The sequence below is a fragment of the Vreelandella sp. EE27 genome, from assembly GCF_968206495.1.
In genome coordinates, this window is record NZ_OZ309109.1 from 374896 (window position 1) to 395775 (window position 20880).

A 20880-nucleotide genomic window follows, 5' to 3' on the forward strand; every position below is an offset into this window, starting at 1 on the left:
TCATTCAACACTGCCGCTTACGAGCGGCAGTGTTGTGTTGTCCCTGCCTGAAAAATTGGTGAGCGTAGGTCTACGACCTATGGCTGACGACCGTCAACGAATTTACGCGTGACCGAAGATAAGTTTGTGGATAGGGTATGATTTAACCGAGCAAAACGAGCGGGCACACGAAGAAGGGATAGACAGCCTACAAGATAGCGTTTCTAGATAGATCAGTAAGTTACGGACCGTGTGCGGGCTGCATAACACCAATAAACGCGCCGGCGCGTTTATTGGTGTTATGTGGATGGGCATATAATCACTGTTAGGCGTATATGAAATCCCTGCTAGTCTCACATGTTGAGCCATTCTCATTAGGAGATGAGTCAGCATCAGTTTGCTGCAGAGCAAATCCGAAGAGCTGGTTGTCTTCAGCTATCCATGCGATGTGAAGCCTGGAGATGAGGTTCCAAATCAGCTGAGTGTCATAGACGGAGACGCCAAGGCTGCGTATCTAGATGATTGGTCGAACGAAATAAAGAAAGAACGCGCAGCGGAAAGGATTGAGCGCACGGGGCCATTCTCATATAGAGGAGTCGGCTATGTTGCTGAGCAGTCTTCGGGACTTATTGAAGTTTTGGGCTTTGTACTGGATTTTGGAGAGGTCCCATGCGCTGGCCATGTCGAATTCGAGTGCTTGCGGGTGGATCTATGAAGAAGCCTAACCGGTGTGTTAACGGGATAGGTTTTCCGCTAGCGCTCTAAATCAACCCGTTACGCTTGCGTTATAAGGTTTGAATTATGCACATACCCGAAGAACTGGTTGCTTTCATAAATAAAACTGAAAGTCAAAATAAAACATTTAATTCGATTAGAACAACGTCTGGTATTGCGCCTTTGGCCTTTTTATTCTGGAGCATCGAAGAAATTGAATCTGCATTAGAAATGCGAGAGGAATGGGGTGTGACGAATTGTCTAATTCCATTTTATGGGGACTGGCATAACTTGTTTTGCATAAAGTTAAATTCAGTACCTATGGAAATAGTAGAAGTCGGTGATGATCGAATTGTCCACAATAGATGGGATTCAATTGATGATTTTCAAAAATCTCTATTGTGGCAAGACGAAGAACCTGTAGATGCATCAGGTGTAATAGAAGGTGAGTCGTGGCTAAACTTATAACAAACGACTCCACGCATGCGACTAGAGCTACGCGATTTTTGTGGGTTTCGCTACGCTACACTTTACCACAAAAAACTCTCCAGCTTGGGCGCTGGGGAGCCGGATGTTAAGTGTCTATGAGAAAAAGTTACCTAGCGCTAGTTCAGGCTATAAAAGAGAAAGATTCGGGCTGGTCTTTTTCTGGGCCGCAGGAATACGAAAAGATTTGGGCGATTGAGGACGTCTACGATATAAAGCTAAGGCCTTCTTAATACAGGTAGGTTCTCTCGAATACCCAAATCATTACTACACGGGGATTGATGAAAATTACCTCGACCCTGAAAATGGCTTCATGGCTAATACATTGCTGCTCAGGGAAGAGCACTTATTACCTGAAGGGTATTTGTGCCTAGAGTATGACCATGACGCACATGAGTTAGCCTGCTTGGATCTATCTCAATACAGTGAGGGAGAGTATCCAGTAGTTTGGTTCAACGTCTATTCACAAAAAATCGTTGGTCAATGCGCAAAGAACTTTGATTATTTTATACGAGAGCAATTGAAACCATGGCTATAAAAACACTTAAAAGTGCAGGCAATCGGACAGTCAAAAGCGTCACGCCTTTTGCTCCAAAAGCCGCGCCACTTTAGGCCGTCGTTGCTGCGGGTGTTAAAATTTTTGAGATATGGAAGAACTCGAAGTAAATAGCCAGAGGCCGCAGATAGAAAAACAATCGCTTTAAGAGATGATTGTGCAGAAATTATGGTATGACGAAGTTCTCGAAGAACCCGCTAATGTGGTGTATTTAAAAATCAATGGCCGTTGGATTAGGTTGTACTTCGATTTTGGCATTAAATTTTGGCGTCAAGGCAGCGAAGGCTTAGAAAATTAATTGGCCTCAAGGAGCAATGAGAACTTATCCATTCGAGCCACTCATTTAATGTTGCCGCTTACGAGCGGCAGTGTTGTGTTGTCCCTGCCTGAAAAATTGGTGAGCGTAGGTCTACGACCTATGGCTGACGGCCGTCATCGATTTTACGCGTGACCAAAGGTAAATTTGTGGATAGGGTATGATTGAATCGGGCAAGTCAAGCGGGCCGCGAATAATGGGTAGGCGGCTTGGGAATTAATTGGCGTTAAAGGTTTATGAAAAATATAGAGATAAAGTCATGTGATAGCTCGACAACCCTCGCCTTGAGTATCGTTGGTGGAAATGAGGAAGGCTCAAACTTTGTCGCTTCTGTTACAGGTGCACCCTTTGTTGGTAAAGTCACTACAACAACTTATTTTGTCGGGCCGCCAAGTCTTCTGTTTCGGGATATGGCTGACCACTGGCAAGGCTGGAAAGGAGAGAAGGCATGGGGTGCCCTGGATGGAGAGTTCACGCTCAAGGCAACGGCTACATCACTGGGCCACATCTCGATCATTATTGAAATGGTCGAGATGGCGGGTGCGTTCAGATTGGGGGCTACCCTGCACTTGGAAGCTGGACAACTTGAAGAGATCAGCAAGAAAATGGAGACATTATTTCCTCTCGAAAACCGTTAACAAGGCGCTTTTGCCGGGCGGTTATCCTTCGCTTTGCTGCTCCCGAATCACCCAATAGTCCGGCTTTATACAAATAGGATAGTTTATGAGTTTGAAGATGGTTCCAGAGCTTTACTGTACCGATATTGACGAGAGTGTTTCTTATTTCACCCAAGTATTGGAGTTTATAATAAAGTATGAAAGGCCCGATGAGCATTTTGTATATCTTACGCGTGAAGGTGTGGATTTAATGCTTGAGGGGTTAAAAGGAAATAGTCGCAAATGGCTAACAGGTGAGCTTAATGCTCCTTTTGGCCGTGGTATTAATTTTCAGTGGGATGTGTCAGATATTGATAAGCTTTACTCAAGTGTTTTGATTGAATCACCGAGCTCCATTTATCTTCCTATAGAGTCGAAATGCTATCAGGTTAAAGATAAGTCAGTTACTCAAAAACAGTTCATTGTCCAAGTACCAGATGGTTATTTATTCAGGTTCTGCCAGGATGAATTTTGAATTGAATTCAACTGCCGGTGTTTATACAAAAAAACAGCTTGTGGACAATGGCTCATGCATGCCAAAAATGTCACTTTCTGAAACTACTGTCCAGTTTGTCATGACGTTCTGCGATTCGGCATGATTTCTTGAGCCATTTAAAGGCGCTCCAAATGGATAGATGTTTTATAACAATAGGTTACGTACATAGAAAAGTGTTTCAGTCGGAGCTGCATCGCTTGGCGATCTTGGTTTAGGTTTGGTGTTTTTAACCACTTAATGTAGCGTTAGAAAGCTAGCAATAAAAGGAAGTAAGTATAATCAAGAAAGTTGGTGATACTAAGATTAATACGAAACATATTGCAACATGCCACTGTGGCTCTGTTGAGCTTGAATTGCATTTACCAAACGGTATTGAAAAGCCCAGGCGTTGTGATTGTTCTATTTTTCGCCGAAAGGGGGCTATTGTTGCTTCTGTAAAGCTTGACGGTATTCGTTTGTTAAAAGGGCAAGATTTTCTAAAGCTCTATCAATTCAATACAAATACGGCTAAACACTATTTTTGTTCAAATTGTGGGATTTATACTCATCACCAAAGACGTTCAGCTCCTGATGAGTACGGTTTTAATGTGGGTTGTTTACAGGGCGTAAATCCGTTCGATTTAGGTGATGTTGTTACTAATGATGGTGTTAATCATCCAGCCGACAGGTAGTTTTATAATAAAGCGCTCAAGATGACCAACAAACGTTCGGCATTTTCGTTCCATTAAGTGTGGTGTTGGCTGGGGCTAATTGAGTTGAGTGCCATGTTTGTTAGTCACTTAGCTTAGTGTTATGTGCCGTAACCGAAAACTACAAATACTAATGAGATAGAGTGCTTAGTGAATCGGTTCATTCCTTGTCGATTCGACACTGGTAGCAGTTGTTTGCGGCGGATCGCACGTGAAGGTAAGCAACGCTTGGGTCCGCGAAAAGCGCTTCTGCGTAGTCCGCAATCAGAGTTCTCTGGGTAACCTTTCCCGTTCCAAATCTTATTCTGTCGGAGGAATCGTAGCCCCGGACAATGTATTGAGCGCTATCGAGAATGGGGGGGAGATCTCTACCGCTTTCATGTCTCTCGCATTCCTTCGCGTGCAGAAATATGGGGCCCTGCTCGGAATAGGGCTGGAGGGTAGAAAATGGGCGAAACGACAGAATTAGATATTTGTCACCCTCCTCGATGTGTCGAAGGCAGTGACGACACGGGGTTCCGGCACCAGTGGAAGTCGCCTGCTCACACGGATGCCCGTTGGCATCAAGCCCTCCATTCTGGAGCTTCCGTACGGAGGCAGTATCAAGAGCTACAAAACGAACCATTAGGCATACCTCGATCAATGAACTTTCGTTAGGGGTAGGGCCTCCATTGTTGACAAGATTTTCTTCCAAGCCGACCCGTTTCTTGCGGTATTCAATCTATCGCTGCGATGGATCTTTAGGATTCGGCATAATGGTTGAACGGGGATGAAGGACGTGCCTAACAAGGTGCTTCAGCGGGCTCGGATTAGACGCAAGCCTTTTTCCTTGGCTCCTCGTACGCGCCACTGGTCTTGGTCATTAACTTTAATCTAGCGTAGGGCCCCTGTATGGGATTCAGAGTCGGTGAATACGTCAAGAAGAACCCAAAAACGTGGCAGCCTAATGGGTTCGACGCATGGGGGCGTGGCGTTGGTGTAGGACAAATTGTAGAGCCCCCTTTCGAGATGGCAGATGACCAGGTTGATGTTCGATGGACCGGAGGCCGGTGCTTCGAAAGCGCTCATCAACTCTTGCCAGCAGGAAAAGATGATACGTTTAGCTGTGGCAGTCGATAAAGCGAATCAGCCGAATAATTCAAAGTGGCTTTCCGCTTCGCTCCAAGCCACTTTGAATTACGCTGTTCGCGGCGTTAACTGCCCAATTTAGGGACAATAATGAATTACAAGTCATTGCTCGTCACAATAGCGTTAATTTTTTTCATTCAATGCAGAAGCCGCTACACTACAGGGTGACTGTGCTGGCACACCTGACACCGCCGTTATAGAGCTACCTGAGCCATTGTCGGAATGGGGAGCAATCGTCTGTACTCCATACGGACATATCATCTCTAATCACGAGGGTTGGATTTGGTCAGAGCCTGCTGCGTACTCGCCGGTTTTCATTCCATCCCAGATGGTACAGACTCAGCCGGAACCGATTGGCGGAGCGTCTCACTTTACAAAGATTGAATTTTTAGAGATGCCCACTAACAATCCTGAGACGCAGGCAGCTATAGCTGAGCTGCAATCAGGGCTAGACCCAGAGCCTGTAGAAAAGGCATACCGGTTAGCTGTAACTGGATCACTTGATCGAAGCTTGGTCATTTACTTCATTAATATCGGTAGCACGATTTGGGGTATCTGGTGTGGGAGCGATGGTGCTAGCTGCAGTTCAGATTCTAGATTCATGGTGTTGGATATGCGGGATGGCAACTAAAAGATCATGTTAGGCGTAAATTCAAACGTTAAGTATTAAAGGAGAAAAACGTTGCGGGACGAAGTGATAGAATATGGCCCCATAGTTCTTCGGTTCGACAAGAAAATTTTGCCCCAAGAGGTTGGCCAACTGGTGCCCTTCTATCGCTACTGCATTCATGCAGGCTCACAACAAGTTGGTCATATTTCTTTGAAAGACGGAAATACAGAACATATTTTGAAATACGCTGGACATATCGGCTATGGCGTCCATGAAAAATTTAGAGGAAACCGTTATTCTTATTTCGCATGCATGGCACTAAAGCAGCAGGCAGTCGATATGCATGGCGAATTAATTTTGACTGTGGAAGATGATAATAAGGCGTCTATCCGGGTCATCGAGCTCCTTGGCGCAGAATATTTAGAGACGCTAGTCGTTCCAAAAACCGACCCAGCGTATAAAAGTGGCGGCCGTTTAAGAAGAAGGTACAAATGGACCGTTTAGCTTGTTGCTTGCATCGGCTATCTGGAGCCATCAAACCTAATGTATCGCTGGATTCGTTAACCCGAAGCGCTGCCGGTGCTGCCAAGCCAGGTGCTGATCGCGGCGCATAGCCAGCACGTCATTCTGCTACAGGGAGCGTTATGGTAACCAGCCCCTATAGAAGCATCGCCATGAACCGTTTTCGGATTGCCCCCGGCCGGGAAGAGGATTTTCTGGAGGTGTGGCGCAACTGCGACTCCCACCTCGATGAAGTGCCCGGCTTCAAGAAGTTCAAGATGCTCCAGGGCGACAAGCAGGACGACCACACCGTCTTCATCTCCCACAGCGTCTGGGAGTCTGAGCACGCCTTCCGCGCTTGGACGCAGTCCGAGGCGTTTCGTAATGCGCATGCTAATGCACAGTAGCCGGAAGTCATCTACCTTGGGCCGCCGAAGTTCGAAGGGGATGAAGTGGTGCTTTAACGCTTCGCTTTCCAACCAATCATTCAACACTGCCGCTTACGAGCGGCAGTGTTGTGTTGGGCCTGCTTGAAAAATTGGTGAATGAAGGTTTGCGACCTATGGCTGACGACTGTCATCGAATTTACGCGTGACCGAAGTTAAACTTGTGGATAGGATATGATTGAATCGGGCAAATCAAGCAGGCACGCGAATAATGGACAGACTGCCTGACAAAGGGTCGGCGTTATATAGATCAGTAAGTTACTGGCTGCGCTTGGGCTGCATAACATCAATAAACACGCCGGCACGTTTATTGATGTTATGTGGATGGGCATATAATCACTGTTAGCATCTCAAAGAAAGGGTTTTCCGTGAATGATTCTGAGAATTATAAAGATATAGTCGAAAAGATATTTGGCAGTAACACGTGCAACATTAACGTAAACAAAGGGACTACAAATAACGTAATAGGTGCGTTAAATCGCACACAATTTGCTGCGTTTACTACGTCCTATAAAAAGAGATTAGAACGGTTAAATACTATTTACTCAGGTCATGTAAAATTTCAGGATTTGCTAAACACAATTAATCAGGTCGCAGATGATAAAAATTGGGAAGGTGCCTATGCTGAAATTGTTGCCTATGATTACCTTAATTCTAATACCGACTGGTTGAGTGAGCCAATAAACCTTGAAGTAACGGTACCTGCAACGAAAACAGTCGCTGAAAATCTCGGGTATTATAATGCTAATTTCGATGGAGCATATAAAGATTTCAATATCTATTTCGATGTTAAAATATTATCAGACAAAACAGGAATAATTCTATCGGGCATATTCAAGGATGTTCAGCAAAAGGCAGGACGTTCAAATTTCTCTATTTCTCCAGAATATCCACTTGATATTGATTATGAAATGTTTCAAAAGAACAGAAAGCAACTTCTGGATGAGCTATTATCGTTCTTAACCGGAAGCCAAGAACCTCGTTCGATAAGAAGTCGAGTTATTCCTCATCTCAGATATGCAATTATGTGGGGTTCGGGAGTGTTGATGACAGCAAGCACCTATAATCCTTACCTTCACGCAAAAAATCATCACAACTTACTTTTTAAACATGCCAAAAAATTTTCTAAAGTAAATCCAAGCTTCATCGTATTTGTTATTTTCCCCTGGTTTAGTGAGAAGATTCCAAGCTTAGGAAACGCGAACGAAATTTTTTACAGGTCTTTTTCAAGGCGTTTTTTTTGCGAATATGCGGCAAAGCCTACTAAAGCAAAAGATATATTTAAAAAATATACTGGGGAAGATTCTGTATTCGAAGTTACAAAAAAATTATCAGGAATTCTATTTCTTGAAGACCAATCCATTACCGCTGATACTCCAATAGCACAAAATGTCGAAGGTTATGCTTACTTAAATCCTAATGCAGATAAAAAAATTGGAAGAAGTATTTTCATTGATTACTTGCATAGCCTACGGTTCCATATTGATGATTTTGAATATGATAATTACTAATGGAAAGACATGTTAACAAAAGCATTCACCAGGTGGCGGGAACGTTGGCGGTGCTGACGCGGTATGCTCGTTGGCGCCACTGGTGATGCAGGTCGTTATGTGCTTGGAGGGAAATCATGGATTCAAAGGAAGTTGTCTTAGCATTTTGGGATGCAATGAAAACTAATGATTTCGCGAAAGCTAGTGAGTGGCTTAGTCTGGATTTTGAAGTTTTTTGGCCTCAATCTGGTGAGCTTATTGTTGGGCGAGAAAATTTCACAGCAATCAACTCCTACTATCCAGCAAATAGTACTTGGGAATTCATCGTTCATTCAATCGTCTGTGATGGCGAAACCGTAGTCACTGATGTTTTTATAACTGATAGCATTAAAAAGGCGCGTGCTATTACGTTCCATACTGTAGAAAATGGGCTTATCCGTAAACAAAAAGAATTCTGGCCTGACCCAATGGAAGCGCAAGAATGGCGTTCCAAATGGGTAAAAATGGTGTAAGAGTTGGCTGCGCACATAACATGGTGCTTAAGGCGGACTGCAAACGCGTGGCGTTTTTATTTTAAATTGGATTTATATGTTTACGGTGGTAATTTTAGGGCTAGTGTGGCATTTTTAGCCACTTAGATTAGCGTTATATTTTTAATTGGGATTCGAGATTATGGAAGAAAGAAGTCAGGCTTGTTTAAACAAATATCTAAGCTCATTGCCTAGCGAAACCGCGGAAAAATATACGTCTTTCAGTGCTGATTATTTCTGCGCAGATGAGTACAACGCTAATGTATGTGCCGACTTAATACTGCGTGGAGAAAAACGTGCCTCGTGTAGCCTGGAGTATTGGTATAGTCACGAGGGTGAACCCATGCCAGAAGTTGGTCATCTCCAAGTAGTGACGGATTGGGAGGGGGCACCTGTCTGTATCATCGAACTCACCTCCGTTAGTAAGTGTAAATACAGCGATGTGACCGCGGCGTTTGCAGCAGAAGAAGGTGAGGGCGATAAGTCATTAAAGTGGTGGCGAGAAGCCCATTGGGAATTTTTTAGCTTAGAGTGCAACGAATTGGGTATTGAGCCAACAGAGGATATGCTGTTGGTTTTAGAACGCTTCAAGGTCGTCTATAAATAAAATAAAAAAACGGTTCAAGAGAGACTGCCAACGTGTGGCGGTTTTTTTAATCAGCATGTGTACTTACGGTTTTTATTCTAGGTTCAGTGGTTTTGCGTTGTTAGCCCCTTAACCGGACGTTAACTGGTAGGAGAAAAATGGAAGTTCAGCTGATCAAAATTAAAGAACAAGAGCGCAAGGTACTTGAAAACCTGTTCTCCTATTACATATACGATATGACCGAGTATATGAAATGGAATCCTGACCATGAGGGTAAATTTAGTTACGACGTTTCAAAGTTTGACGTGTACTGGGAGCAGGAAGATTGTGTCCCTTACTTCATTTACGTGAATTCCGAACTGGCTGGTTTTGTGTTGATTCGTCGTTATCCTGGCTATTTATCAATATACGATGTCGCCCAGTTTTTCGTGCTTCGTAAGTTTAAAGGTCAAGGAATAGGTAAAAATATTTTTTCGCAGGTGGTTAAGACGTTTCCTGGTAAGTGGCAAGTTCGTATTCTTCTGGAGAACGCCGGCGCTCTGAGCTTCTGGGAATCTGCCGTTTCCAATGTCGTGGGTGAAGGTTACAGCTTGTCAAAAGCTAAAGATGTCGATCTTCTAATGTTTTTTATCCACTTCGAGACAGCTAGTTAAAACGCGTTCGTAACGCTCGACTATTTTAGTTTAAGTTGAATTTCGTGTTTAAGGGTAAGGGACGATGGTTTAGGTGTGGTGGTCGGCGTTGCTCACCCCTTGACGCGGCGTTATATTGCAAATGAGTTTCATCGTATAAAAAGGAATATAAATGGTTGTGCTTCGGGAAATGCGAAAAGAAGAATATCCCACTTATTGTCAGTATTTTATTGACGACTACAGCCGGGAAATAGCCCAAAACTATGGGCACTCCATAGAGTGGGGAGTTGAGCTGGCTAAGAAGGATCTCCAACGTTGCTTTCCCAATGGTTTACAGGGGAGTGAGCATTCACTGTTGTGCATTGATGCTGACATTGATGGGCAGCTAAAGCATGTAGGTTATTTGTGGCATTCGATCAATGCTGAAGATAAGTCGACATATATTTGTGACTTCTTCGTATTGGATGAGTTTCGGGGTTTGGGTTATGGCACCTTGGCTATTGCCGCTTTCGAAAAAAAGCTAAAAGAAGCTGGTATTAATCAAATAAAGCTAAGGGTAGCTTACCAAAATGAGCGTGCGCTCAAGCTATACCAGGAAGTCGGCTTCGCGATTACTGGTTTCAATATGTCCAAGAACATTGGTGAGTAGTAGCTGCGATATAAAAATGATGCCGTATCGAAGCATGAACAGCGCCACTTCAAGGCTTCAGGGCCACCTTCTGAAGCCAGAAATACGGGCGCTCCCACATCAAGATGGTTAGCCGCAGTTAAGTGCCCGTCGTTTATAACGGGCTCTCAACACTTGCCGACATCCCCTAAAAAAACGCCAACCCACCCGCCAGCAGTACGCTGTAAACCAGCGTCGAAAGCGCCGTCTTCTTCAACATCCCGGTCAGGGTTTCACCGTCGTGGGTGTGGCCAAGCGTTCTGGCGGCATCAGAGAGGGGCTTTGCCATCAGCAGGCAGCTCCAGCCCAGCCAGGGCACCGGTAGGAGTAGCAGGTAGGCGATGGTTAAGAGTAGCGCCGTGCCCAGCAGTGCCCAGTGATAACGAAGGGCGCTTTCGCGGCCGAGCTTGACCGCCAGGGTCAATTTGCCATTACGCGCGTCGCTTTCGATATCGCGCACGTTGTTCACGTTCAGTACGGCGGTGCATAACAGCCCACAGGCCGCGGCGGGGAGTATCGAAAGCCCGCTTATGTGCTGCGTATGAAGGTAATACGTGCCCAGCACCCCCAGTAGCCCGAAGAACAGGAACACGGCGATATCGCCCAGCCCCCGGTAGCCGTAAGGCTTGCCGCCGAGCCCCACGGTATAGGTAATTGCCGCCAGCAGGGACGCCGCCCCCAATAGCAAAAACGCCAGAATATGCCCCCACTGCCCGCCGAACGCGGCCAGTAATAGCCAGCTTCCCAACACCGCGGCCGCCCCGGCGGTGACCACCATGCCCCGGCGCATTGCCGCCGCCGTCATAAGGCCTGACGACACCGCTCGAACCGGGCCGATACGCGCGTCGTCGTCGGCGCCGGAGGCCGCGTCGCCGTAGTCGTTTGCCAAATTGGAAAGTATCTGCAACGACATCGCCGTCAACAGGGTCAGCACGAAAATACCCGTCTCGAAACTTCCCTGCTGGGCGGCCAGCCCGCTACCCAGCAGGATAGAAGCGCAGGCCAGCGGTAAGGTGCGTGGCCGGGCCGCCAAAAGCCAGGTTTTGAAGTCAGGGTATCGTTTGAAGTGGACCATCGATTACTATCTCTTTTGATAACATGGATTAAGAAATGGCGAGTTGGCTCATCCTGCAAGCAACTCAGGCACAAACGCAGGTGAATGGCCAATTAAGTGATGAAACATAGACATATGTCATAAAGCGCCAGCCCACTTTCAACCACAATAAGGGTGTTCCCTTTTGAAAAGGAGTCTACGAGATGATCGGTGACTTATTTAGGAAAAACAAATATGCGGCCTTCGTTTGGTTGGTGTTGCGCCTTTACCTGGGCGTGACCTGGCTCATGCTGGGTATCGGCAAGATCACCGGGGGCTTCGATGCTCAGGGCTTTTTGAGTAATGCGGTCGCCAACCCGGTCATGCGCGAGGGTAGCATGGTGTACCCCAACTACGTGGCCTTTCTGGAACACTTCGCACTGCCTTACGCCGACGTGTTCAATGTGGTCATTCCCATGGGCGAAATGCTGGTCGGGCTTGGGCTGATCGCGGGCGTTTTGACGTCGTTTGCCGCTTTTTTCGCCATCGTCATGAATATGTCCTTCTTGATGGCGGGTACCGTCTCGACCAACCCGTGGATGATCGCGCTCACCTTCTTCTTGCTGGTTGCCGGCGCCAATGCAGGCCGCTTTGGCGGAGACCGCTGGGTGCTGCCCTATATCAAACACCGGTGGCTGGGTGCCCGCCGCTCTTGAGGCGAACCACCTCTAAGTCGGGTCGTCGCATTGCGCAGCAGGTAAAGGAAGTAGGTGCTCAATGAAGCCATCAGCAACGCCGGTCGTCGAGCTCAAGCGTCAGTTGGAAGCGCTTTGCCCTGACGACCGGCGGGGATTTATACGCCTGAGTACGCCTTGCCCGTGTGGCCCCTTGATGGATTGGCTGAACGGGCAGCGCGCGTTACCCAGGCTTTACTGGAAAGCGCGGGAAGCCGAGGCGCCGGAGTACGCCATAGTGGGCGCCGCCCGGGCGTTTAATACCCTGGCGGCGCTGCATGGCGACCAGTGGGCCCTGGCCGCCGAACCAGGCGCGCAGCCCGGCTATTTTGGCGGAATGGCCTTCGACCCCGGAGCACCTGGGTGGACAGGGTTCGGCGCCTGTTATTTCGTGTTGCCCCGTATAGAGCTAAAGCGCGAGGGCTCGCTTACGACCCTGTCGCTGAACCTACGCTTTGATGAGCGCCCGCGGGAGCAGGAGCTGGCCGAGGCCCAGGCAGCGCTCGATTCACTAATGCCCCCACGGCCTTTTCCGCCCCCCGTGCCGCTTACCCTTATGCGAGACGACACCCCCACGCGGGCAGAGTGGGGTGAACGGGTCAAACGCGTGACACGGCCCGAGCAATTGAATGAAACCCCCAAGGTCGTGCTTTCACGCGAGACACGCCTGACGAGCAGTGAACTGCCGGACCCCTGGGCGCTGCTGGCGCGGTGGCAGGCGAAAGCCACCGGCTGTTTTCAGTTTGGTATTCAGTTCACCCCCGATGAGGCGTTTATCGGTTGCCCGCCGGAGCGGCTTTATGGGCGTGAAGGCCGCCACGTGGAGAGCGAAGCCCTGGCGGGCACGACGCGCCGCGGGCGCGATGCCAAGCAGGATCGTGAGCTGGCGGACGCACTGCTGCGGGATACCAAGAACAGTCTGGAAAACCAGTGTGTGTACCATCAGATACTGACCCAGCTAAAACCGCTTTCGCGCCAGGTCGGCACGGGGGAGGCGCACATCGTTACGCTGCGTTCGGTGCAGCATATCCGCCGCCTCATTCATGCCGAGCTTCACCCCGAGGTGACCGATCAGCAGCTTTTGATGTGCCTACCGCCCACGCCGGCGGTGGGGGGCGTGCCACGTGCCGCGGCGCTTTCGTTCATTCAGCGCCATGAAAGCCATCAGCGCGGTTGGTACGCGGGAGTGGTCGGGCGCATTAGTCATGCCAATAGCGACCTGGCGGTGGCGATCCGCTGTGCCCATGTAGGCACCGATACGATTCGCCTCTATGCCGGTGCCGGTATCGTGGAAGGCTCTGAGCCCGAGGCTGAATGGCGCGAGCTGGATAGTAAAATTGCCGATATCATGGCGCTTTTGGGTATGGGGTAACACACATGACCACGCCTGCTTCAATGCCTGGCTTTGCAACGCATCACGCTACCTTCAACCACCTCTGGGCTGCGCTGATGCTGGAGGAGCTTTATCGCCTGGGGGTGCGCGATGTGGTGCTGGCGCCGGGCTCGCGTTCGGCCCCGTTGACGGCGGCGGCCAGCGAACATGCGGGGCTAAACTGCCACTGCCATTTCGACGAACGCGGGCTTGGCTTTCTCGCACTCGGCATGGCCCGAGGCAGCCATCGGCCGGTCGTGATCATCACGACCTCGGGGACGGCGGTCGCCAATCTCTATCCGGCGGTCGTGGAAGCCAAATTGACCGGCGTGCCGCTGGTGGTGCTCTCCGCCGACCGGCCGATCGAGCTATTGGATAACGGCAGCAACCAGGCGATCGATCAGCGGGATATTTTCGCCCGCCACACGGTCGAGCACCGGGATTTGCCGCCGCCAGCCACTGAGATGCCAGCGGCTTTTTTGCTGAGTACCATCGACCACTGTGTCGATCGACAGCGCCGCACGCCTGGGCCTATCCACATTAACTGCCGGTATCGCGAACCGCTCTACCCAGGCCGCGACTTACTCGATGCCACCCACTATCTTGCCCCGCTAGGCCGCTGGCAGGCAGCCCCCGCCCCCTGGAGTGATTGGCAGGCACCTAAGGAAACCCCTTCACACACTAGCGCGTGCGATAGCGAGTGGGAGGCGTTTTCCCGAAAGCGGGGCGTGATTGTCGTGGGCAATATCGAGGGAAGCGCCCATGCCCCCCACCAGGTAGCGAAGATCGTCGAGCTCTCCAGACAGTTGGGTTGGCCTTTATTGGCGGACCTGCAAAGCCAGCTTCGCTTCGAACCGCAAAACCTGGTGTATTTCGATCTGGCCCTTCATGACCCGCAGTTTTACGAAGAGCTTGCCCGGGCCGAGGTACTGCTGCAGTTCGGCGGGCGGCTGATTTCCAAGCGGTTGACCGGCTTTATTGCGCAAAAGCCCTGGCAGGACACCTGGCTGGTCGATCCGCTGCCGCACCGGCTCGACCCCGATTACGTGATCAGGCGCCGCTGGGTCAGCCCGCCCGACGCGTTCATTGAAGCGTTGCCCACACCCGCCGAGCGGCCGCCTTGGCACCGGCTGGACCGCCTTCAACGGCGCACCCGCGAGTGTATCGACGCGCGATGCGCTGTGTTTTCCGAACTGGGGGTGTGCCACCAATTAGCGCAACAGGCGAAAGGGCAGCTGGTAGTCGGCAATAGCCTGGTGGCGCGGCTGATGAATATGCTGGGCACCTACCGCGAAATGCCCCTGCGGGTATTCACCAATCGCGGCGCTTCCGGTATCGATGGCCTGACGGCCACGGCCTACGGCCTCAGTTGTACTCATCCAGGGCCCACCACCCTCGTGCTGGGGGACACCAGCGCCCTGCACGACCTCAACAGCCTGGCGCTGCTGAAACGGGCGGCGCACCCCTTGGTGGTGGTCATTCTCAATAACGATGGTGGCAGCATTTTTCATATGCTGCCGGTGCCCAAAGAAGGCGAGCAGTTGGAGCGCTACTTTCGCCAGCCCCACGGGCTGAGCTTTGAGCATGCGGCGTTGATGTTCGGGCTTGCGTACGCCGCGCCGGATTCGCTCGATGCCTTTACCGCGGCCTACCAGCAGGCCCTCGAAACCGGCGTTACGCTGATCGAAATCAACCTGCCTCATCAGCAGGTAGCGGATGAGCTGGCGGCCCTGGGCGCAGCGATTCGAGAGGCCTGACGTGAGCGACTCTTCCAGTCATTTTTCCAACCCGACCCTGATAATGCTGCATGGCCTGTTAGGCGACCGGCACGACTGGATAAAGGTCCGTGACCAGTTGGCGGGGAAGGGTATCCCGACGCTGGCACTGGACCTGCCCGGCCACGGCGAGAACCACGGCGTGCAGGTAAGCTCTTTCGACGCGTTTCATCACTGGTTGGGCGCTACCTTGAACGCCCGGAGCATCGACCGCTACTGCTTGCTGGGGTATTCTTTGGGCGGGCGGCTGGCGCTTTATCACGCCAGCCGACAACCGCCGGGGCTTCAAGCGTTATGGCTGGAGAGTGCCCACCCCGGGCTACCCGAAAGCGAGCGGCCGGGGCGTCTTGCGCATGATGAACGCTGGGCAATACGCTTCGAGCAGGAGCCGCTTCAAAACGTGCTCGCCAACTGGTACCAGCAGCCCGTATTTGCCGATCTCTCCACTGCGGCGCGCAGCCAGCAGTGCAAGCGCCGGGGGCACAATATCGGTAAGGCCGTAGCTTGCATGTTGCGGGCCACGTCGCTGGGGCATCAGCCCTCTCAGTGGCCGTGGTTGGCAGACACCTCGTTGCCGGTCGGCTACCTGTCCGGCCTTCACGACGCCAAATTCAGCGGCCTGGCGACCCGCCTGACAGCGGCGGCGCCCCATATAGCGCATGCCCCCCTCGAAGGGGGGCACAACCTGCATTCCGAGCAGCCCGGCCAGGTCGCGCGGCAGCTTGAAAGCTGGTATCGCGCGCTCCTTTAAGGGCCCTTTATTCAGTGGATCAACAGCAGCCACGGAAGCCCGACCGCCAGCCAGACCACCAGAAACAGCAGGCCGAAGACCGCCCCTAGCCGCCACCAAAGGCCGCTGGGCAGGTAGCCGCTGCCGTAGTAGACCGGGCTGGGGCCGGTGCCGTAGGGCGTCAGAATGCCCATGAAGCCAAGTGTGGGGAGCAGCAGCAAAACGAACAGCTCCATATCCAGCCCCGCGATGCCCGAGGCCGCCGCCAGCATGACCGGCAGTAAAGCCGTCACGTGGGCGGTGACGCTGGCAAACAGGTAGTGGAGCAGATAGAAAATCACGGTGAGCGCGACCATGGCCATCACGGGGTTGAAGCCGCTGATCTGCCCGCCGACCACGCCACCGAACCAGTTGACGAACCCGACCTGGCTCAGCCCGCCGGCCAGGGCCACCAGGGTGGCAAACCAGACAAAGGTATTCCAGGCCGCGCGGTTATCGAGAATATCGTTCCATTCGATGATGCCGGTCAGCAGCATGGCGCAAATGACCACCAGGCCCACCAGGGACGCCGAAATGATATCGCCGCCAAAGATCCACAGCAGCAAGGCCGTAGCTACCATGACGACCAAAAGGATTTCATGGCGGGTCAAGCGGCCCAGCTTGGCCAGTTCCTGGCCGGCCCAGTCGGAAATTTCATTACCCGCTTTTACCTCTGGGGCGCACAGCCAGTAGCACAATAAGGGTACCAGGAGTAGCAGGAAAATACCCACCGGCGCGACCGCCATGAACCACTGCCCCCAGTGGATATGCAGGCCGGTGGCGCTTTCGGTCAGCGCGATGGCCAGCAGGTTGGGGGCCAGTGCGGTCAGAAACAGGGAGCTTGTGACACAGGTGGACACGATGGCCGTCCACATCAGAAAGCTGCCCATGCGCTTCATGCTGGGGTCGTTGGGGTGGGAATCATAAAGCGGCGGCAGGTTGCGAATCACCGGGTAGATGGTGCCACCGCTGCGCGCGGTGTTGGAGGGGGTAAACGGCGCCAGAATCGCATCCGCGATCATGACCGCGTAACCCAGCGTTAGGGTGCGCTTGCCCATGGATTTCACCAGCCAAAGCGAGATGCGCCGCCCCAGGCCGGTTTTCTCATAGCCAAGGGCAAACATGAAGGCGCCAAAAATCAGCCAAACGGTCGAGTTGGTAAAGCCCGAGACCGCCCAGGCGAAGGCCTGGTTGGCCGCATTGAAGCCTTCCGCTGCCAACTGCTCCGGCGAAAACAGTACCCATTGCGAAAGCAGCGCGGCCAGCGTCACCCCGAGTAGGCCAACGACTGCACCGGGCAGGGGCTCGAGTATCAGCCCGACCACACAGCCCAGAAAAATGGCAAAAAAGTACCACGCATGCGGTGCCAGTCCCGATGGCGCGGGTATCAAGGCAACGACGATGGCGACGAAAACGGGTGCTAACAACTTCCATAACGGCACGGGTTGAGCACGGCTGGTCATGTTGCCCTCTCTTATGGCGGGTCAGGTCAGAAAATTACCCGTAAATCATTCACGGGAGGAAAAAGTGGGGGTGAGTGGCCTCCTTGTGCGCGGCCTGAAAGACGCCGGCGCAACGTCACGATGGGTGGAGATATGACTGTAATACGTGTGCTGGAGGCCGTTGATTGATATGTGTCAATAGTTCTTTAGATTAAGGCGCAATCAATACTTTGCCGTGCCCGGGTATGGTAATTTCAAATCAGCAGAGAATGCCGTAGAGCGCTGTATCGGTAGGCTTTTAACCTGACCAGCGGAAGGGGGTGCCATGCGCCAGCAGGATTTCGATATTGTCATCGTAGGGGGCGGCGGTGCGGGACTGCGCGCTGCGATAGGCGCGGCCGAGGCCGCCAAAGAGCAGGGCACCTCGCAGCGTATTGCAATGCTCTCCAAGGTGTATCCCATGCGCTCGCATACCGTAGCCGCCGAAGGTGGCGCGGCGGCGGTTACCAGCAGCGATGACACCCACCAGGCACACTTCGATGACACCGTCTCCGGCGGCGACTGGCTGGTCGAGCAGGGCGTGGTGGACTACTTCGTTCACCATGCCTACCAGGAGCTGGTGCAGATGGAGCGCTGGGGCTGCCCCTGGAGCCGTAAAGACGACGGCCAGGTGCAGGTGCGCCGTTTTGGCGGCATGAAAACCGCCCGCACCTGGTTTGCTGCGGATAAAACCGGCTTTCACATGCTGCACACGCTCTTTCAGACCTCGCTCAAATACCCGGAGATCGAGCGCTTCGATGAGTATTACGTGCTCGACCTGGCCGTTCACGAAGGCGCGGTCATCGGCGTCATTGCGCTGCAGATCGCGACCGGCGAGCTGACCCTGCTGCGCGCCAAGGCAGTGGTGCTAGCCACCGGCGGCGCCGGGCGCCTGTTTCGCTTCAATACCAACGCCGGCATCGTCACCGGCGACGGCATGGCGATGGCCTACCGCCACGGCGTGGCGCTGCGCGATATGGAGTTCGTGCAGTATCACCCTACCGGGTTGCCCGGTTCCGGCATTCTGATTACCGAAGCGTGCCGCGGCGAAGGCGGGATTCTGCTCAATAAGGACGGCTACCGTTACTTGCAGGATTACGGCCTGGGCCCGGAAACGCCGCTGGGCCAACCGGAAAACAAGTACATGGAGCTGGGCCCGCGGGACAAGCTCTCCCAGGCGTTTTGGCAGGAGCAGCAGGCCGGGCGCACCGGCAAGTTCGGCGACAGCGACGTGGTGTATCTCGACCTTCGCCACCTGGGTGAGAAAACCATCCTCGAGCGCCTGCCGTTCATCTGCGAGCTGGCCAAATCCTATATCAACGTCGACCCGGTGAAGGAACCTATCCCCATTCGCCCCGCCGTTCACTACACCATGGGCGGGATCGAAACCAACCCGCAGTGCGAAACCTCGATTACTGGGCTCTATGCCGCCGGGGAGTGTGCCTCGGTCGGCTTGCACGGCGCCAATCGGCTGGGTTCCAACTCGCTCACCGAACTGCTGGTGTTTGGCCGCCTGGCCGGTGAACAGGCAAGCCGGCGTGCGGCACACACCGAGTGGGCCGATAGCGCTCTTCTACACGCCCAGGCCGAGCGCCAACAGGCCACGCTTGCGCGCCTTTGCGATGGCACCCGCAGCGGCAGCGGCGAGAACTGGGTGGATCTCAAGCACGCCATGGTGCAGGCCATGGAAAGCGGCTGTGGTATCTACCGCACCGAGGAGAGCATGGCCCAGGCGTTGGCACAAATTCGAAAGCTGCGCGCGCGCTACCGCGAGATTCGCGTCAACGATACCAGCAAGATATTCAATACCGAGCTTCTGGAGTGCCTCGAACTTGGGTGTGGCCTGGATATCGCCGAAGCCTCGTGCCTTGGTGCTCTGGAGCGGCGTGAATCCCGCGGTGCCCACCAGCGTCTGGACGAAGGGATGCAAACGCGGGACGACGTTAACTACCTCAAGCACAGCCAGGTGATCTATCAAGGCGAGGCGCCTGCCAGGCTGCACTGGCAGGAGGTCGATGTACGGTTTTCCGCCCCGGCGGAACGGGCCTATGGGGATGCCGGTAAAGGGGGCAAGGTATGAACAAGACCATTAGCGTTAAGCGCTACGTACCCGATAACGCGGCGGAGTCTTACTGGCAGCAGTACAAGCTGCCGGTTGATGACAGCACGTCGCTACTGGACGCCCTCAACCATATAAAAGAGCAATTGGATAGCACGCTGAGCTACCGCTGGTCGTGTCGCATGGCGATCTGCGGCTCCTGTGGGGTCATGGTGAACGGCATTCCCAAGCTCGGCTGCAAAACCTTTTTGCGCGATTATGACGGCGAGATCCGTATCGAGCCGCTAGCCCACTTTCCGGTACAGCGCGACCTGGTCGTGGACATGGAGATCTTTCTCGAGCACCTGGCGGCGGTGAAGCCCTATCTGATTGACGACAATCCGGTAAAACCTTACGACCCTAAAGCGCCGGAAACCTATAAGCAGTCGCCGGCGCAGCTTGCCCGCTACAAACAGTTCGCCAACTGCATCAACTGCGGGCTCTGCTACTCGGCGTGTCCGCAGTTTGGGCTCAACCCGGAGTTTCGGGGCCCGGCGGCGATCGCGCTGGCCCACCGTTATAACCAGGACAGCCGCGACCACGGCAAAAAGCAGCGGATGGCGGAGCTCAACCGCCACGAGGGCGTGTGGAGCTGCACCTTTGTCGGCTTTTGCTCGAAGGTGTGCCCGAAGCACGTCGACCCCGCCGCGGCGGTGAACCAGGGCAAGGTCGAAGCGGCCAAGCATACCTTGATCGCCTTGTTCAAAGGCGATGAGATGAACGGTGAGGGGAAGGCGCATGAATAAAACATCATCGCAACGCTTGCCGCCACTGAAACGCAACTGGTGGCTAAAGCATCGGTTTTTCAAGCTTTATATGCTGCGTGAAGCCACGGTTTTGCCGCTGGTGTTTTTCCTGCTTTGTTTGATGGCAGGAATGGTGGCGCTCGTTCAGGGGGCGGAGAGCTGGCAGGGCTGGGTGGGCTTCATGGGCTCGCCGCTGGTGCTGGCGCTGAACCTTCTGGCGCTTGCCGCCAGCCTTTATCACGCCGCCACGTTCTTTGTGCTGTTTCCACGGGTCATGCCGCTGCGCATCGCGGGCCGTAGCCTGCCTGACAACATGATCGTGGCGGGGCAGTGGGCAGGTGTGGTGGTCGTCGCGCTGCTGTTCTTCTGGTTATTGGGGAGGGCCTGAAT

The 20880-nt window shown here is 52.6% G+C and carries 21 protein-coding genes; 18 read left to right on the forward strand and 3 right to left on the reverse strand.

Features of this window, described 5'->3' with window-relative positions:
• Positions 1 to 780 precede the first annotated feature (780 nt).
• The 4 genes from ACWHVV_RS01835 to ACWHVV_RS01850 all read left to right on the forward strand — a co-directional run bounded on the left by ACWHVV_RS01835 (position 781) and on the right by ACWHVV_RS01850 (position 3874).
• A complete protein-coding gene (locus ACWHVV_RS01835) occupies positions 781 to 1161 on the forward strand; it encodes a hypothetical protein (RefSeq protein ID WP_447927813.1) in 381 nt (126 codons plus the stop codon).
• Positions 1162 to 2287: 1126 nt separating this feature from the next.
• Positions 2288 to 2689: a DUF6228 family protein gene (locus ACWHVV_RS01840; RefSeq protein WP_447927814.1), complete on the forward strand. Its 402-nt coding sequence runs from the start codon at positions 2288 to 2290 to the stop codon at positions 2687 to 2689.
• Positions 2690 to 2774: 85 nt separating this feature from the next.
• Positions 2775 to 3182 (forward strand): bleomycin resistance protein, encoded by a 408-nt coding sequence (locus ACWHVV_RS01845; protein WP_447927815.1) that lies wholly within the window; start codon positions 2775 to 2777, stop codon positions 3180 to 3182.
• Positions 3183 to 3520: 338 nt separating this feature from the next.
• Entirely contained in the window at positions 3521 to 3874 is a 354-nt protein-coding gene (locus ACWHVV_RS01850; protein ID WP_447929109.1) for a GFA family protein, read from the forward strand.
• A gap of 178 nt (positions 3875 to 4052) precedes the next feature.
• On the opposite strand, the gene ACWHVV_RS01855 is transcribed toward ACWHVV_RS01850, so the two are convergent.
• A complete protein-coding gene (locus ACWHVV_RS01855; RefSeq protein WP_447927816.1) occupies positions 4053 to 4517 on the reverse strand; it encodes a DUF1203 domain-containing protein in 465 nt (154 codons plus the stop codon).
• 1185 nt (positions 4518 to 5702) lie between these two features.
• Here ACWHVV_RS01855 and ACWHVV_RS01860 point away from each other — a divergent pair.
• The 7 genes from ACWHVV_RS01860 to ACWHVV_RS01890 all read left to right on the forward strand — a co-directional run bounded on the left by ACWHVV_RS01860 (position 5703) and on the right by ACWHVV_RS01890 (position 10464).
• Positions 5703 to 6134: a GNAT family N-acetyltransferase gene (locus ACWHVV_RS01860; protein WP_447927817.1), complete on the forward strand. Its 432-nt coding sequence runs from the start codon at positions 5703 to 5705 to the stop codon at positions 6132 to 6134.
• A 140-nt stretch (positions 6135 to 6274) separates the two neighbouring features.
• Positions 6275 to 6538, forward strand: a complete 264-nt coding sequence (locus ACWHVV_RS01865) for an antibiotic biosynthesis monooxygenase family protein (protein ID WP_447927818.1) — start codon at positions 6275 to 6277, stop codon at positions 6536 to 6538.
• A gap of 407 nt (positions 6539 to 6945) precedes the next feature.
• The gene (locus tag ACWHVV_RS01870; RefSeq protein WP_447927819.1) at positions 6946 to 8088 is read left to right on the forward strand and encodes a hypothetical protein; all 1143 of its coding nucleotides are present in this window, start codon (positions 6946 to 6948) and stop codon (positions 8086 to 8088) included.
• A gap of 116 nt (positions 8089 to 8204) precedes the next feature.
• Positions 8205 to 8579, forward strand: a complete 375-nt coding sequence (locus ACWHVV_RS01875) for a nuclear transport factor 2 family protein (protein WP_447894977.1) — start codon at positions 8205 to 8207, stop codon at positions 8577 to 8579.
• 160 nt (positions 8580 to 8739) lie between these two features.
• Positions 8740 to 9204, forward strand: a complete 465-nt coding sequence (locus ACWHVV_RS01880; RefSeq protein WP_447927820.1) for an ASCH domain-containing protein — start codon at positions 8740 to 8742, stop codon at positions 9202 to 9204.
• 137 nt (positions 9205 to 9341) lie between these two features.
• A complete protein-coding gene (locus ACWHVV_RS01885) occupies positions 9342 to 9836 on the forward strand; it encodes a GNAT family N-acetyltransferase (RefSeq protein WP_447927821.1) in 495 nt (164 codons plus the stop codon).
• 151 nt (positions 9837 to 9987) lie between these two features.
• Entirely contained in the window at positions 9988 to 10464 is a 477-nt protein-coding gene (locus ACWHVV_RS01890; RefSeq protein ID WP_447927822.1) for a GNAT family N-acetyltransferase, read from the forward strand.
• Between the two features lie 166 nt (positions 10465 to 10630).
• On the opposite strand, the gene menA is transcribed toward ACWHVV_RS01890, so the two are convergent.
• Positions 10631 to 11557, reverse strand: coding sequence for a 1,4-dihydroxy-2-naphthoate octaprenyltransferase (menA, locus tag ACWHVV_RS01895; RefSeq protein WP_447927823.1), 927 nt, complete (start codon positions 11555 to 11557; stop codon positions 10631 to 10633).
• A 182-nt stretch (positions 11558 to 11739) separates the two neighbouring features.
• Between menA and ACWHVV_RS01900 the strand changes: the two genes are divergently transcribed.
• The 4 genes from ACWHVV_RS01900 to menH all read left to right on the forward strand — a co-directional run bounded on the left by ACWHVV_RS01900 (position 11740) and on the right by menH (position 16147).
• Positions 11740 to 12231, forward strand: a complete 492-nt coding sequence (locus ACWHVV_RS01900) for a DoxX family protein (protein WP_447927824.1) — start codon at positions 11740 to 11742, stop codon at positions 12229 to 12231.
• Positions 12232 to 12292: 61 nt separating this feature from the next.
• On the forward strand, positions 12293 to 13621 hold the full coding sequence (locus ACWHVV_RS01905; protein ID WP_447927825.1) for an isochorismate synthase: 1329 nt from the start codon (positions 12293 to 12295) through the stop codon (positions 13619 to 13621).
• Between the two features lie 5 nt (positions 13622 to 13626).
• Positions 13627 to 15378 (forward strand): 2-succinyl-5-enolpyruvyl-6-hydroxy-3-cyclohexene-1-carboxylic-acid synthase, encoded by a 1752-nt coding sequence (gene menD, locus ACWHVV_RS01910; protein WP_447927826.1) that lies wholly within the window; start codon positions 13627 to 13629, stop codon positions 15376 to 15378.
• A gap of 1 nt (position 15379) precedes the next feature.
• Positions 15380 to 16147 (forward strand): 2-succinyl-6-hydroxy-2,4-cyclohexadiene-1-carboxylate synthase, encoded by a 768-nt coding sequence (gene menH, locus ACWHVV_RS01915; protein ID WP_447927827.1) that lies wholly within the window; start codon positions 15380 to 15382, stop codon positions 16145 to 16147.
• Between the two features lie 11 nt (positions 16148 to 16158).
• Here the strand turns inward: menH and ACWHVV_RS01920 are convergent, their stop codons facing one another.
• Positions 16159 to 17628: an anion permease gene (locus tag ACWHVV_RS01920; protein ID WP_447927828.1), complete on the reverse strand. Its 1470-nt coding sequence runs from the start codon at positions 17626 to 17628 to the stop codon at positions 16159 to 16161.
• A 304-nt stretch (positions 17629 to 17932) separates the two neighbouring features.
• Here ACWHVV_RS01920 and frdA point away from each other — a divergent pair, with 304 nt between their 5' ends.
• From frdA to ACWHVV_RS01935, 3 genes are read left to right on the forward strand one after another with little or no spacing between them, the layout of a single operon-like run.
• Positions 17933 to 19726: a fumarate reductase (quinol) flavoprotein subunit gene (gene frdA, locus ACWHVV_RS01925; protein WP_447927829.1), complete on the forward strand. Its 1794-nt coding sequence runs from the start codon at positions 17933 to 17935 to the stop codon at positions 19724 to 19726.
• On the forward strand, positions 19723 to 20490 hold the full coding sequence (locus ACWHVV_RS01930; protein ID WP_447927830.1) for a succinate dehydrogenase/fumarate reductase iron-sulfur subunit: 768 nt from the start codon (positions 19723 to 19725) through the stop codon (positions 20488 to 20490). Before frdA ends, ACWHVV_RS01930 begins: the two co-directional genes overlap by 4 nt.
• On the forward strand, positions 20483 to 20878 hold the full coding sequence (locus ACWHVV_RS01935) for a fumarate reductase subunit C (protein ID WP_447927831.1): 396 nt from the start codon (positions 20483 to 20485) through the stop codon (positions 20876 to 20878). Before ACWHVV_RS01930 ends, ACWHVV_RS01935 begins: the two co-directional genes overlap by 8 nt.
• The last annotated feature ends 2 nt before the right edge of the window (positions 20879 to 20880 follow it).